The organism is Lysinibacillus sp. FSL M8-0355 (assembly GCF_038008985.1).
GTDB classification, from domain to species: Bacteria; Bacillota; Bacilli; order Bacillales_A; family Planococcaceae; genus Lysinibacillus; species Lysinibacillus fusiformis_D.
This window is the reverse complement of record NZ_JBBPAI010000001.1, coordinates 2,271,425-2,284,253: the sequence shown is the minus strand read 5'-3', so window position 1 is coordinate 2,284,253 and position 12,829 is coordinate 2,271,425. Positions and strand designations below refer to the sequence as shown.

Genomic DNA, 12,829 nt, shown 5'->3' with positions numbered 1-12,829 from the left:
CCGATCATCTCCTCACTAAATTATTTTCTGAATTTTTTTTCATTCCTTTTTCAATATTTCTTTATCGACAGCCCTATAGTCGCTGGAATATAATATTCCATGCATTCACCTTAGATTGATTAGTTTATTAGAATAGGAAGGTTTCGCATGTTATCTTTTATCGCAATAGTACTTTTATTATTTTTAATCCCAGGTCCTGCTGTTATTATCACGATTACACAAACATTAAAAAGTGGCAAAAAGAATGGTATTTATACCGCTTTAGGCATCGGTCTTGGAGATTTAGTTCATACGTTATCGGCTGTTTTAGGTCTTTCTGCTATTTTGATGAAATCAGCCACAGCCTTTGAGGTAGTGAAATATATTGGGGTGGCCTACCTTGTTTATTTAGGTATTCAGATGCTCCTCACAAAACCAAAAAAAATTGAACAACCAACTGTGGAACAAAGCCCTGCTAGTACATCATTCCGCCAAGGCTTTTTAGCAGAAATTTTAAATCCGAAGACAGCTTTATTTTTCCTTGCCTTCTTACCACAATTTGTACAGCACAACGAGCAATCTGTCACAAGCCAATTGCTAACACTAGGCATCACCTTTGTTGTGATGAGTGCTTTGTATACAATACTACTAGCAATTATTACAAGCTTCATTGGTGAAAAAATCTTTACGAAAACAAGTGGTAGCTCACGTTGGCTTGAAAAAACTGTCGGCTTTGTCTATATCGGTCTCGGTGTCCGTTTAGCACTACAGACACAAAGTAGATAATCTGGAGAGGAACACAAAAGAGTGTTCTTCTTTTTTTTGCAGGAAAATGGAGAATTTTAGCCAATACATACTAAAAAGGAGGGGTGAACTTGAATGAACGTCAAGAAAATTTATTTCAGCAGTTAGCACATTACCGTAGCGAGTTACTCCATTTGCTAGAGCATGTGTCAGAAGAAAAGGCAAATATCATTCCAGCTGGTTTTCATAATAATATTCGCTGGAATATGGGCCATCTTTATCTCGATCAATATTTATGGCTAGAGGCGTTAACAAAAGAAAAGGATACAGCATTAGTAGCTCTCATGAAATGGTTTAGCTTTGGTACGTCGCCTAAGCATTTTGACGAAAAAACGCCCACATTCGAGGAGTTAAAAAAGTACTTGGCTCAGCAGCCTTCACAGATAAAGGAACGATACGGTCATCGATTGGCTGAGAAATTCCCACCTATCGACATGGGTATGCAGACCATTGAACAAGTACTCCTACGTACCATCTTTCATGAAGGTATGCATTTACAAGCAATTGTCACCATTCATCGATGCCTAAACGAAGTAACAGACCGAGTTTAATACAGGGTCTGTTGCTTATTTGTTTATTGATAATTTTCGAGATACTTTCCTTTTTCAAAAATTTCTTTCGGACTTAAGGCAGTCCACTCCTCTATCGATACATTGGGATGCAAATCGAGAAAAGATTTAACCATTTTATAGCCTTCGCTGTAGCCATAACTAAAGGGTAGACCATTTCCACCTCTAATTATTTCTAGGGCACGAATCAAGTTATGCTTTTCCAAATCCGCTGCAACATCAGACCAATAAACTTTGTTGTAATCCAAATCTATTCGCGTAAAATTTAAATCAGGATAAACTAATTTTTCAAACATCACTGCCCTTCCTTCAAATATGAGATGATCTAGCACTGTCCCCTCATTACGCGGGCGTTTTTCAGTTGCAACACTATGATGATATTCATGGGCAATTACAGCCCTAATAAATTCATTTGTATAATATTTATTATAGAGGGCTGTTATTTTACCTGCACCAATCGTTACCATATTCGCGTTTACATCTGTGGCTGGAAAAACACATACCGTCATTTCATTTTTAGTGGGAAGGAGTTCAGAAGATTTGAACAGACCTTCCTTAATACTCTTTTCTGTTGCTTCCCTATCAATTTTTTCGCTTAATAATTGATTTTCTTTCAATTGTTTGGTCGTGATATTTAACACCGTCTCAGCCATGTTTATATATTCACCATTCTCAAAACATGCACTATAAACGGGATCAATGACCTCTTCTCGATAGATGTCCAATGGTGAACGATCTGGATTACTTTCTACCTTTTCCGTATAGTTTTGAAAAAGTTCAAAAGCATGAACTATTTTAAATGGTTGCTTCGTTTCTGGATGTTCGAATGAAACCGTGATACTTTCAATATCTGGTTTTTTATGGGAAGGCTTTTCTGTTTGTGCACAGGCACTAAACACGAAGCATAGCATCATTAATACGACAAAACCCTTTACATAATGCATCCTTTTCATCCGTCCTTTTCATCAATAAATAATTTACCCATGCTAACATTCATGAACGATATGCCTTGACGCTCGACAGTTTGTCTTTGAATGATTTGGTCTCCTTTTCGTTCAAAGAAGGGTCTCGCTGTAAGACTAGCATCTGTGTAGATATGGGTAAGACCAAGCTTTTTTGCGTCCGCTTCTAGTAAATCTACTAAGGCTGCTGCAATCCCCTGTCTTTGAAAATCCTTATGGACATAAAAGTATGTACGGTTTCGTTAAATAATTGCAGAATTTCTTCTAAATCGTCATGATAGTTTGTAAAATCAAGCATCTATACACCCCTTTTCTCCCAATCTATTATACCAATGATATGATATTTATGTAAAATTATAGAAAGCCTATAGATCAAAGTAATCTATAAGCTTCTCTTCGTTTTACTGTTTCGGTGTATTGGCTGTCAGTGGATTCGCATTGGCGACTAATTGTACAGGCGTCGTCGTTTGTTGAGAGCTATCCTTCTGTCCTTGATTTGATTTCCCATAACCTTTCATGGCAGCAAACAGTGCTGCACCAACAATACCCCAGGTCAATAATTTCATTTAAAAACCTCCCTTCACCGTTAGTATTCGAGAACAATTACGGAATATAGCTGTAAAAAATTAGCGACCAATAGCCAATAACTATGGTAAAATATTGAAGATGCTAAAAACTCGAATATAGGAGGTTGACTACCATGAAAAAAGTCTTCACTGGACTATTGTTAACATCTATGTTTTTTGTGGCTTTTCCGGCTGATGCTGCCACTACACAAATTAAAATAGATGACGTAATAGTAAAATCTGATACAGCACCCGAGCAAAGAAGCAATCGAATCATGGTGCCATTGCGTGTGATCAGTGAAAATCTAGGTGCGCAAGTGCATTGGAAGGATTCACAAATTACCCTTGCCATGAATAAAACATTGATTGTATTAAATCTCAACAACAAGACTGTCATTAAAAATGACAAAACAGAGCAATTGGATGTACAGCCATACATGAAAAATAATCGTACCTATGTACCGATTCGCTTTATTGCGGAAACATTTGGCAGTCAGGTCCAATACAATCAAGGTACAGTCAGTATCACTTCTGAACCACTACTACTTGACAATAAAAAAATAAAAGCCCTCCGCTATGAATATCAAATGACAATGGGTGGTGTTATTCAAGACATTAAAGGCAATGCTTATCATAAAGCGCTTTATCAAGTTTTCCAGCAAAAAGGAAACAAAGTAGAGGCACCTAAAGAATATTCATGGCAAATTAATTTAGACATACCTGGTTCCTATTCTAAACGTGGGCAATATCGTTTTATGAGCGATGATACGAACACAGTCAAACAATTTGATATTTATTCATTAAATACTGCATTCCCTGATGAACTATTACAAGGTCATCCCCATCATCTACTGCATGATGTGTTTGAAGATAGCTGGTATATTTTCACAGATCAAGCAGTTCAATCTATAAAACAGCTTATAAACAATGCTGCCACTAATGGCTTTAGTACCATTATTAGTAATACAGTAGCATAATTTTTTGTAAGCGATGTTCAACATATTCTGCATGAAAATGGACAAAATATTCATATCAACATCGAATATATGGAGGTTTGCCTCATGCAGAAGCTACTGTTATTAAGTTGCGTGCTATTTTCCCTCTTAGCTGCCTGTTCTGCGGAAGAAGCTCCGCCTAGCGAAGAAGCGGAAGCTAAAGAACAAACCGTCAATGCGCAGCCACAAGAAAACCTGAATACTTTGGGATATGACCAACTCCCAGCAAAGGATGAATAACGAGAAAAGTAGAGAGCATCCAAACACGCTTCTATAAAATTCTATCGTTGTCTAACCTGAAAAAGTATGCCACAAGTATCGTAGAAAACCTTTAATAGGTCATCCTGAAAACTAAAAAAACAGCAAGTTTGAGCCTAAAACTCACACTTGCTGTTTTCTTCTATAGGTAACACAGTAGAATATTTAATTTCCCTCAAGGATAAGTTCGTTTGAATTCTAGAAACCCCTAGCTTATTTAATTTGCGGATGAATTGATCTAATTCTTTGCGATCTCGAATGACAACCTTTAACAAATAATCATATGCACCTGTTAAACAATGACATTCCATGATTTCGGTCATCGTTTTTAAGCTGTCCTCCAATTCCTCGATTTCCTTCGCTTGGTGAATATTAGTGCTCATAAAGACATAGCACAGTAAATCAAATCCTAGCTTTTCTTGATTTAAAATAGCCACTTGCTGATCGATATATCCTTCTGTTTCAAGGCGTTTGACCCTTGTATGAGTTGCTGGTGGAGACAAGTTTACTCGTCTAGCCAATTCTGCATTACTAAGTTGCACCTCTCTCTGCAAAATCGCTAAAATTTGAAGATCCACACTGTCTAATGCTTTATTTTTAATCTCCTCCATTGTTATCTCTCCTTTTGATTGTTATTCGGCAAGTACATATTAGACTCTATTTCAGAATATTCTTCTGAAATTTATTAAATTTATTTTAATTATTTCAAATTAGTACAATTATACAAAATATTATACAGCCAAAACCTCAATAATGCTATGATTCTTAATATACATAAAATCATAGGAGGGTTACATACCTTGGTCAAATTTTATATGGGCTTAATGCTCGTCACAAGCTTACTTTGGGGAGGCAATTTTGTTGTGGCCAAGACGCTTGTGGCGCATGCCTCTCCGATGACTTTAACGATGGCAAGATGGTTCATTGCGGTGATTGTCCTTATCCCATTAGTCTGGTGGAAAGAAAAGAAGCTAGTCCCTGCAAAAGCAGCTCTTGTGCCGTTATTGTTCATGGGTATTACAGGTGTCGCCTTGTTTAATATTTTTCAATTTTTAGCGTTGGAGCGAACAACATCCACGAATGCAGGGCTTATTTCAACGATGAATACGATGTCCATAGCCCTTTTTTCATTTGCTTTTCTCAAAGAAAAAATAAATGGCTTGCAGCTTTTGGCTATGACTCTTTCTTTCATGGGGGTGGTTCTCGTCCTTTCGAAAGGAGATTTGCAGCAGTTACTGGATTTTCAATTGAATACAGGGGATTTATGGATGGTAGCTGCGGTTTGTGTCTGGGGACTTTACTCGGTTTGTAGTAAGTGGGCTATGAAAACAACCTCTCCATTAATGGCCACATTGTATGCGGGAGTGTTCGGTGTTCTTACTCTTGTCCCGTTCACCAGTACGGAATTCACCTTCTCTAATATCAATCCATCTTTCATCCTTTCTCTTCTGTATACAGGGATTATCTCTACTGTCGTTTGTATGGTCTTTTGGAATATAGGCGTACAGCAATTAGGAGCCACAACCTCTGGCATTTTCCTAAACTTCAATCCAATTTTCACTGCCCTGCTTGCGTTTTTCTTTATCGGGGAAAAGCTGAGTTGGCTACAAGGCATTGGAGGACTGATCGTTATTATGGGCTGTTATTTATTTACGCACTTTAAAACCAAAATGCCACAGAATCAAGTTTGTCATTAACATAAGATGCAAGATGCCTTCCCCCTCTCAGTATTCGCTGTGGGAGAAGGCATCTAATTGATTAGTTGTTTTCTTTGGTAATACAACAAATGAAACAGCAGTTCCTTCATGCAGCTTGCTTGTTATGTGTAAGCCTTGACCGTAATGCTGTTGCAGACGTCTATGGGTATTCGATAAGCCAATACTTCTGGATGGACGTTTGTTCGGCTGTAGTAGCTTCGCCAATTGCTCTTCGTCCATACCAACGCCATCATCTGAGACACTAATTTCGATATGAGTACCACAATTAATGATACGAATGTGAACAGTTCCCCCTTCAACACGCTTTAAAATACCATGCTTTAATGCATTTTCAACTAGCGGTTGAATGGTTAGCGATGGAATCCATACATTCGTCGCTGTATCTAAGTCCCATACGACGCGAATACGTTCACCAAAACGTTCCTGCTGAATATAGAGGTAGGCTTGAATTAACCGAAGTTCATTTTCTAATGGAACAAGCGCTTCTACGTTTTGAAAATTATAGGATTCTCTTAAAAAATCACTTAATGCCTCTACTAATTTAGCTGTCCGCTCACTGTCCAATTCACTTAACGTTAAGATAGCATTTAATGTATTAAAGAGAAAATGGGGCTCGATTTGTGCCTGAAGCCACGCTGCCTCCATACGATGTCGTTCTTGAATAGATCGCTTCACCTTTGTTAATGCCTCAACGCGAGATCGAAGCTCTAAGGCATCAACAGGCTTGACGACATAATCATTGGCCCCTGCTGAAAAGCCATTTTCAATATCATGTGGCTGACTACGTGCAGTTAGTAATAGTACGGGTAAATCCGTCATGAAGAATTGCTTACGGATGATTCGTACTAATTCATAGCCATTCATTTTCGGCATCATTACGTCTGAAATCACTAAATCCCATTCCTGGGACCGTATATATTCAAGTGCCTGCAAACCACTTGTCACCGTGACGACATCATACTGCTCATTCGCCAAGAGGGTTTCCACCACTCTTAAATTGATGGGCTCATCATCCACTACTAAAATTCGTGGTTGATTCCACGCATCTCCTACATCGTTCATTCCATCTTGCTGTACCTCAGGGCTTTCCTGTTTTTGATGAGCCTGCTGTACAAGCGTTACCTCTTGAGCTTCCGCTTCGTCAGATAGTGGTAATGTGAAGGTAAAGGTGGTGCCTTGTCCCACCACTGATTGTACGTCCAATGTTCCCCTTTGTAGTTCAACCAGTCGCTTACAAATACTAAGCCCTAGCCCAAATCCGCCCTCTACTATCGTCTTACTGACAGTACCTTGCTCATATGGCTCAAATAATCGCTGCATGGTTTCCTCATCTATGCCAATGCCCGTATCTGCCACCACAATCTTCGCCATGCTAGCCTCGGTATAGCCCGAAATCGTAATAGTACCTTCATTAGTAAATTTCATGGCATTATGTACCAAATTAAAAATAATTTGGATTACCCGATTTTCATCTGCCAATACTTTTTGAAAGTCTGCTGGAATTTGCTGAACAAACTGAACCGGCTTTCCTTCAATCATAAAACGTAGCATATCGAAGACGCCAGCCACGATGGTATGAATGGAAACCGTGGTCAGATGCAATTTTTGTGTATTATCCTTTAGGCTCATCACATCAAGTAAATCGTTCAATAAATGCGACATTCGTTGCCCAACAGACAGCACCGTTTCTAAATCATGGACGCTTTTATGACTAAGTGCATGAGACTCACGCTCTAAAACAGCCTTGGACATATTGATAATACTATGAAGAGGATTGCGTAATTCATGGGAGGTGCTTGCCAGAAATTCATCCTTTAGTTTATCTGTCTCTTGCAATTTTTGGGCAAGGTCTTTTGTATCCGCATGCACTTTTGCGTAATCTTTAAACCACAATGTCGCTAAACAAGCAATGGTCATTATCAAATCAAAGGGATATGAAATCACCTTGATTCCTGAAATCAGTAGCAAGATATCCCAAAGAATACTATTGATAAATGCAAGGATTGCTAAAAGTAGAAAAACATGCTGACGGATATCTTTGAGCGCCTTTCCTAGCATCATCATCATGGTGATCACAATGGGAACGCCTAAAATGACAATATAAACACTTTGTATCGACACTACATATCGTGTTGGTAGTACAATAGCCAACACAGCTGCACAGGCACATACAAGGGCAAATCCCTGCTGATAACGGTGAAAATGGCGCGGTAGCCATGAATCGATACATTGTAGCAGGGAATAGCCAATGCCAATCATCGAAAGGTGAACCAATATAAACCCCCAATCATAATTGATTGGAAACCAAAATGAAAGAAGCTTATCGTCACTCCCTAATAGATAATAAAACATGATACTGACGGTTAAGAGTGAAAAGAACAGTAAAGGTCTTTCCTTATTTCCAACTAAATATAGGATGATCGAGTAAAGGGCATGTAAAAGTAAAACGACTGCCACTAATAGCTGCATGGTAATAGACAATTGTGTTTCGCGATAGATAACATCTTCATATCCAAATTTTATAGACCGCACAATTCCCCCATTACGAGGATCTTGAAAGTTAGCCACTTGCACAACAATGTCGATTTCACTTTGGCCCTTTGTGTCAAAAGAAGCTGTAAATGGAACATTTTTGGCCATCGTTTGCGCTCGATTTTCACCTAGCTCACCAGCCTTCGCAACTAAACGATCATTTACATATATTTCTGCTGCACTACGAATGCTAGGCACCCTTATGCTAAATGTTTTTGTTTCTTCTGGATTAACCTTTATATTCAAATGATAGGAGCCATAGCCATATGGCGTCAGCTTACCTTCTTGAAAAATTTGGTCCCAACCATCTGGAACCTGTATGTACGTGGGGGGAAAAGGTGGTTGATTACTATCCATCAACCAGTGAGAAGAATAAAATGTCCATTCACCATCCAGTGTCAAAGCATTCTGTTGAAAATCAAAATCCCGTACATCGATTTGCCCTTTTTCTGCGTAGGGTTGGTCTGGCTGAGTAAATAAATGCAACCACAATATGCGTGTGCTCGTTAACAAAATAAAAAATAAGAGAATAATGATCGCTATTTTTTTCTTTTTCATAAGTGAATCTCGTCAAAGGGCAACATAGTATTTCTCCTTTGCGAACGCCACCTCCTAGGTCTTGATCGAGTAATGATCTTACAACCTTCCAATTCTACCAAGCACATCTCTACAAATTCTGAACAAATTCTTAATATAGTCCTAATCGAACAACGGGCTCTGATTTGGTTGAGCCATTTCGCCAAAACATTTCATATACTTCCACAACCCTTTCTATCCAATGCCTGTAAGTAAAGTCGGGTTTTTAGAACTTTTTGCCATAAAAAAGCAGCTACTCCGATAAGGAATGAACTGCACCCCAATTGTTAGACACAGCATTTAACAATTGGAGGTGTAGTTTTTTTATGACTAAATTTACGAGCGAGATAAAGTTAAAGATTATTCAAGGCTTTAATTCAAAGATTTTTTCTCAACAAGAGTATGCAAAACAGATGGGAGTAACAAGAGCACAATTTCAATATTGGTTAAAGTTATATGAATTACATGGAGATGAAGGGTTTAGGAATACCTATACAAATTATTCTGTACCATTTAAACTAGACGTATTAAATTACATGGTTCAATCTGGTGCGTCATTAATGGATACCGCAGCTCTTTTTAAAATCTCAAGTTATACAATAGTGTATACTTGGCAAAAACAAATGGAGGTTGGCGGTTTAGATGCCCTTGAATCAAGACAAAAGGGGCGTCCATCGATGAAAAAACAATCGACGAAACAATCCTGGCTGAAGGATCTGTCGAGGCACTAGAAGCACGTATTAAACAACTTGAAATGGAAAACGAGTATTAAAAAAAGTTGAATGCCTTAGTTCAAAACAAGGAAAAATCATGAAACAAGACAAAGTAAAAGTAGTCTTTGAGTTAAGGCATAAATATTCGGTGAAGGCGCTTGTGAAACTCGCTGGTATTCCACGTAGCACGTATTATGATTTAGTAAAGAAAATGAACCGAATAGATCCAGATGCCGATTTAAAAGTAGAAATCAATTCAATTTACGATGAACATGAAGGACGTTATGGCTATCGTCGTATTCGTGATGAGCTAGCTAATCGTGGTAAGAACGTGAATCACAAGAAGATCCAACGCATCATGAAAGAACTTGGATTAAAGTGCCTTGTGCGTATGAAAAAATATAAATCCTATAAAGGAACAGTCGGTAAAATTGCGCCTAATCATTTAGACCGCCAATTTACAGCGGACCCACCGAATGAAAAATGGGTAACCGATATTACGGAGTTTAAATTATTCGGCGAAAAATTATATTTATCACCTGTTTTAGATTTATTTAATGGTGAAATTATTACGTACACAATTGGCTCTAGACCAACTTATTCACTTGTTTCAGAGATGTTAGATAAAGCTTTAGAGCGTCTACCAGAAGACCATCAGCTTCTCATGTATTCAGATCAAGGCTGGCACTATCAAATGAAGCAATATTGTCATGCGTTTCAATCAAGGGGTATTCTCCAAAGTATGTCTCGTAAAGAAAACTGTTACGACAACTCTGTAATGAAGAATTTCTTCGGGATTATGAAGTCTGAGTTTTTATACTTCAAAAAATTTGAAAGTGTAGACCATTTTAAAACTGAATTAGAAAAGTATATAACGTATTACAATACAAAAAGGATTAAGGCAAAATTAAAAGGCATGAGTCCGATACAATATCGAACCCATGCCCTAACCGCTGCCTAATGAAATAACCGTGTCTAACTTTTAGGGGTCACTTCACTCATAGGCTGCTTATTTTTAAATGATATAAATACGCTACATTTTAGTAGACCACGAAATTTTATTATTTTTTATACTTAAGCTGTGCATCTCTCATAATGGCTAGATCAGAATTATCACTATCTACAGTATTTAAAGAATTAAGAGAAGAGTTAGATCCAAACATTGGCACTTTACCAGTAGTTACACCTCTAGGGGCATACATACCATCATCTACTGGAACCAAAAATAGTAAATATTCTTTATCAAACTCCATGTTCTCATAATCATTCACAGTATACATAGCATTTGTTTCTTTATCATAAAAAGCCATTTCTGACACAGTAATTTGAGAATTTGTTTTTATATCTTCTTTATTATCGTTATTTTTATAAACTTCTGAAATTAAAAAACTTGATTTAGTATATCCACCAATTACATCGTTATTAATGTCTGATCTAAAAACTTCAGTATCATTTTCTTTTGTTTTTGTACCAAGAACAATTACAGGTGATGCTTCTTCCATCTCTTCTAAATTATCAAAACCTAGAGTTTTACCTTCAAAATTAATAGTCTCTATTTTTTTATTATCTTTAATGCTTATAAAGAATATTAAACAAAAACACACTAAAAAAAAGCTAAACACTTGAAACTTTCTATTTTTCATACTACCTGCCCCTTTGTCGACAATTTTTGTGTGAGTAATAGCCGTATGTAATTAATACAAAGCTTTTATACCATCAATGTCGTCTTGTAACGGCCAGTCTTTATCATTAAAACCCTTTGTCCTCATAACAGATATGGAATTATTCTTTGTTTGAGTGTGATCAAGACCTAAAGCATGCCCTACTTCATGAACTGCAGTTTCCCTTCTACGAGTTTGATCTAATCCCTTCCATGATTTATACATTGTTATGTTTGATAAAGTAGAGGAACCATTACGATGAGTAGCATATGCATCACCATAATTACTATTTACATAATCAACATTAACATTTCCACTAACCGAGACCTCTTTAGTAAACTTAACTTTATTAGCTGAATGCCACGCAGTAAATCCTCTTAGAATATCTTGCTTATAACCCATATCAATTAGCTCTTGACTAATATTGTAATACAAATCTAAATTATCCTTCTTTTTAAATCCTAGTAATTGATAAGCATCAGCTGTAATTGGTAGAGATACAACACAAAGTAATAGCATAATTAAAAAGCCTTTAAATTTCCACTTCATTTTACCAACTCCCCTTTGTTTTTACATTTATGGAACTTACACACATAAATTATAAACATTAAAATACAATACAAAGGGTAATTTGGTATCATTTTACTTTTATACTAAAGATATAAGAAGAACTCCCTTTGTCCCATCTTCCAGAGATAATATATATATACTTGCCTTTTTCGTTCGGTACAGAAATACTATTATCTTCCACTATTACTTTTTCGCTTTCATCGTTATTCATCCATTTCTCAACTTCTACTTTTTCAGGTTGTTTCTTAAAATTGATTTTTATTTTACTTTGAGGGGATACTGAAAAAGGGACAATTTTATTATTATCAAGAATTTCTGGTGGTGAAATTTTATCAACACATTCAGTGCCAGTTATTTTTTTCCAACAATAAGAACCTTGTACTATTGTTATCTTATTATTTCCTGACAATACAATTGGCTTAGGGGGACCAGCATTAAGTAACATGATAATCAACACAAATACGATAATAAATAAAGTAATTATACTTATCTTTATGCCTTTCATATAAACCCTCCAAACTAGTATTCTGAAATTAAGAAAAAGTCTTATATTCCGTTTATCAACTTATTTTACCATATAATTATTTTTTTGTAATTTAAATGCATATGAAGAAGCAAGGAGCCGACTGAACGAGATAAGGTTTGTGATTTGGTAATTTAGTTATTTCTGCTTCATGGATATTCATACTATGGAAAAATGTTGATATGAACGGGCTTATTGATTCTTTTAATGACCTAAAGGAAAATGATGAAAAGATTATTGGTAGATTAAGTACTGCTGCTACAGTTTTAGCTGTTGGGGTAGCAATTCTGAATAATGTTAGAACTAGAATTGTAAACGAAAATTAGAAAAAAGATTTTAGACGCCACATTCTCGGTATAGAAGAAGATTAAGGGGAATTTTTCTAAGTGTCGTATATCGTGAT

General features: G+C 36.7%; 12 protein-coding genes and 2 pseudogenes. 6 read left to right on the top strand and 8 right to left on the bottom strand.

The window, feature by feature from the left end; all coding sequences use genetic code 11:
* Nucleotides 1-147 precede the first annotated feature (147 nt).
* Together MKY46_RS11200 and MKY46_RS11195 are read left to right on the top strand one after the other, a co-directional pair.
* Nucleotides 148-765: a LysE family translocator gene (locus MKY46_RS11200; RefSeq protein WP_340834209.1), complete on the top strand. Its 618-nt coding sequence runs from the start codon at nt 148-150 to the stop codon at nt 763-765.
* A gap of 89 nt (nt 766-854) precedes the next feature.
* Nucleotides 855-1,334, top strand: a complete 480-nt coding sequence (locus MKY46_RS11195) for a DinB family protein (protein ID WP_036126081.1) — start codon at nt 855-857, stop codon at nt 1,332-1,334.
* Between the two features lie 23 nt (nt 1,335-1,357).
* Here the strand turns inward: MKY46_RS11195 and MKY46_RS11190 are convergent, their stop codons facing one another.
* The 3 genes and pseudogenes from MKY46_RS11190 to MKY46_RS11180 all read right to left on the bottom strand — a co-directional run bounded on the left by MKY46_RS11190 (nt 1,358) and on the right by MKY46_RS11180 (nt 2,880).
* A complete protein-coding gene (locus MKY46_RS11190; RefSeq protein ID WP_036126083.1) occupies nt 1,358-2,296 on the bottom strand; it encodes a DUF2268 domain-containing putative Zn-dependent protease in 939 nt (312 codons plus the stop codon).
* Nucleotides 2,297-2,301: 5 nt separating this feature from the next.
* A pseudogene (locus tag MKY46_RS11185) lies at nt 2,302-2,532 on the bottom strand (GNAT family N-acetyltransferase); the annotation flags it as partial.
* Nucleotides 2,533-2,715: 183 nt separating this feature from the next.
* Nucleotides 2,716-2,880 carry a hypothetical protein gene (locus tag MKY46_RS11180; RefSeq protein WP_170829866.1) on the bottom strand — a complete coding sequence of 55 codons (165 nt, stop codon included), beginning with the start codon at nt 2,878-2,880 and terminating at the stop codon, nt 2,716-2,718.
* A 134-nt stretch (nt 2,881-3,014) separates the two neighbouring features.
* Here MKY46_RS11180 and MKY46_RS11175 point away from each other — a divergent pair, with 134 nt between their 5' ends.
* Both MKY46_RS11175 and MKY46_RS11170 read left to right on the top strand, forming a co-directional pair.
* Nucleotides 3,015-3,857, top strand: a complete 843-nt coding sequence (locus MKY46_RS11175) for a copper amine oxidase N-terminal domain-containing protein (protein ID WP_340834206.1) — start codon at nt 3,015-3,017, stop codon at nt 3,855-3,857.
* An 84-nt stretch (nt 3,858-3,941) separates the two neighbouring features.
* Nucleotides 3,942-4,115, top strand: a complete 174-nt coding sequence (locus MKY46_RS11170; RefSeq protein ID WP_170829867.1) for a hypothetical protein — start codon at nt 3,942-3,944, stop codon at nt 4,113-4,115.
* Between the two features lie 134 nt (nt 4,116-4,249).
* Here MKY46_RS11170 and MKY46_RS11165 read toward each other — a convergent pair whose 3' ends face one another.
* Nucleotides 4,250-4,744 (bottom strand): Lrp/AsnC family transcriptional regulator, encoded by a 495-nt coding sequence (locus MKY46_RS11165; RefSeq protein WP_036126093.1) that lies wholly within the window; start codon nt 4,742-4,744, stop codon nt 4,250-4,252.
* A 204-nt stretch (nt 4,745-4,948) separates the two neighbouring features.
* Here MKY46_RS11165 and MKY46_RS11160 point away from each other — a divergent pair, with 204 nt between their 5' ends.
* Entirely contained in the window at nt 4,949-5,830 is an 882-nt protein-coding gene (locus MKY46_RS11160; protein WP_419185192.1) for a DMT family transporter, read from the top strand.
* A 27-nt stretch (nt 5,831-5,857) separates the two neighbouring features.
* Here the strand turns inward: MKY46_RS11160 and MKY46_RS11155 are convergent, their stop codons facing one another.
* Nucleotides 5,858-8,941, bottom strand: coding sequence for a hybrid sensor histidine kinase/response regulator (locus MKY46_RS11155; RefSeq protein ID WP_340834204.1), 3,084 nt, complete (start codon nt 8,939-8,941; stop codon nt 5,858-5,860).
* A 344-nt stretch (nt 8,942-9,285) separates the two neighbouring features.
* Between MKY46_RS11155 and MKY46_RS11150 the strand changes: the two are divergent.
* A pseudogene (locus MKY46_RS11150) lies at nt 9,286-10,633 on the top strand (IS3 family transposase).
* 100 nt (nt 10,634-10,733) lie between these two features.
* Here MKY46_RS11150 and MKY46_RS11145 read toward each other — a convergent pair.
* The 3 genes from MKY46_RS11145 to MKY46_RS11135 form a co-directional block, all read right to left on the bottom strand.
* A complete protein-coding gene (locus MKY46_RS11145; RefSeq protein WP_271913336.1) occupies nt 10,734-11,315 on the bottom strand; it encodes a hypothetical protein in 582 nt (193 codons plus the stop codon).
* A gap of 51 nt (nt 11,316-11,366) precedes the next feature.
* Nucleotides 11,367-11,882 (bottom strand): matrixin family metalloprotease, encoded by a 516-nt coding sequence (locus tag MKY46_RS11140; RefSeq protein WP_340834201.1) that lies wholly within the window; start codon nt 11,880-11,882, stop codon nt 11,367-11,369.
* 88 nt (nt 11,883-11,970) lie between these two features.
* Nucleotides 11,971-12,408 carry a hypothetical protein gene (locus MKY46_RS11135; protein WP_036126107.1) on the bottom strand — a complete coding sequence of 146 codons (438 nt, stop codon included), beginning with the start codon at nt 12,406-12,408 and terminating at the stop codon, nt 11,971-11,973.
* Nucleotides 12,409-12,829 lie beyond the last annotated feature (421 nt).

What these genes read in the sequence shown, in the direction of transcription:
- MKY46_RS11200 (WP_340834209.1), top strand. Translation starts at nt 148, where the DNA reads ATGTTATCTTTTATCGCAATAGTACTTTTATTATTTTTAATCCCAGGT.
- MKY46_RS11190 (WP_036126083.1), bottom strand. Translation starts at nt 2,296, where the DNA reads ATGCATTATGTAAAGGGTTTTGTCGTATTAATGATGCTATGCTTCGTG.
- MKY46_RS11180 (WP_170829866.1), bottom strand. Translation starts at nt 2,880, where the DNA reads ATGAAATTATTGACCTGGGGTATTGTTGGTGCAGCACTGTTTGCTGCC.
- MKY46_RS11175 (WP_340834206.1), top strand. Translation starts at nt 3,015, where the DNA reads ATGAAAAAAGTCTTCACTGGACTATTGTTAACATCTATGTTTTTTGTG.
- MKY46_RS11170 (WP_170829867.1), top strand. Translation starts at nt 3,942, where the DNA reads ATGCAGAAGCTACTGTTATTAAGTTGCGTGCTATTTTCCCTCTTAGCT.
- MKY46_RS11165 (WP_036126093.1), bottom strand. Translation starts at nt 4,744, where the DNA reads ATGGAGGAGATTAAAAATAAAGCATTAGACAGTGTGGATCTTCAAATT.
- MKY46_RS11160 (WP_419185192.1), top strand. Translation starts at nt 4,949, where the DNA reads ATGGGCTTAATGCTCGTCACAAGCTTACTTTGGGGAGGCAATTTTGTT.
- MKY46_RS11155 (WP_340834204.1), bottom strand. Translation starts at nt 8,941, where the DNA reads ATGAAAAAGAAAAAAATAGCGATCATTATTCTCTTATTTTTTATTTTG.
- MKY46_RS11145 (WP_271913336.1), bottom strand. Translation starts at nt 11,315, where the DNA reads ATGAAAAATAGAAAGTTTCAAGTGTTTAGCTTTTTTTTAGTGTGTTTT.
- MKY46_RS11140 (WP_340834201.1), bottom strand. Translation starts at nt 11,882, where the DNA reads ATGAAGTGGAAATTTAAAGGCTTTTTAATTATGCTATTACTTTGTGTT.
- MKY46_RS11135 (WP_036126107.1), bottom strand. Translation starts at nt 12,408, where the DNA reads ATGAAAGGCATAAAGATAAGTATAATTACTTTATTTATTATCGTATTT.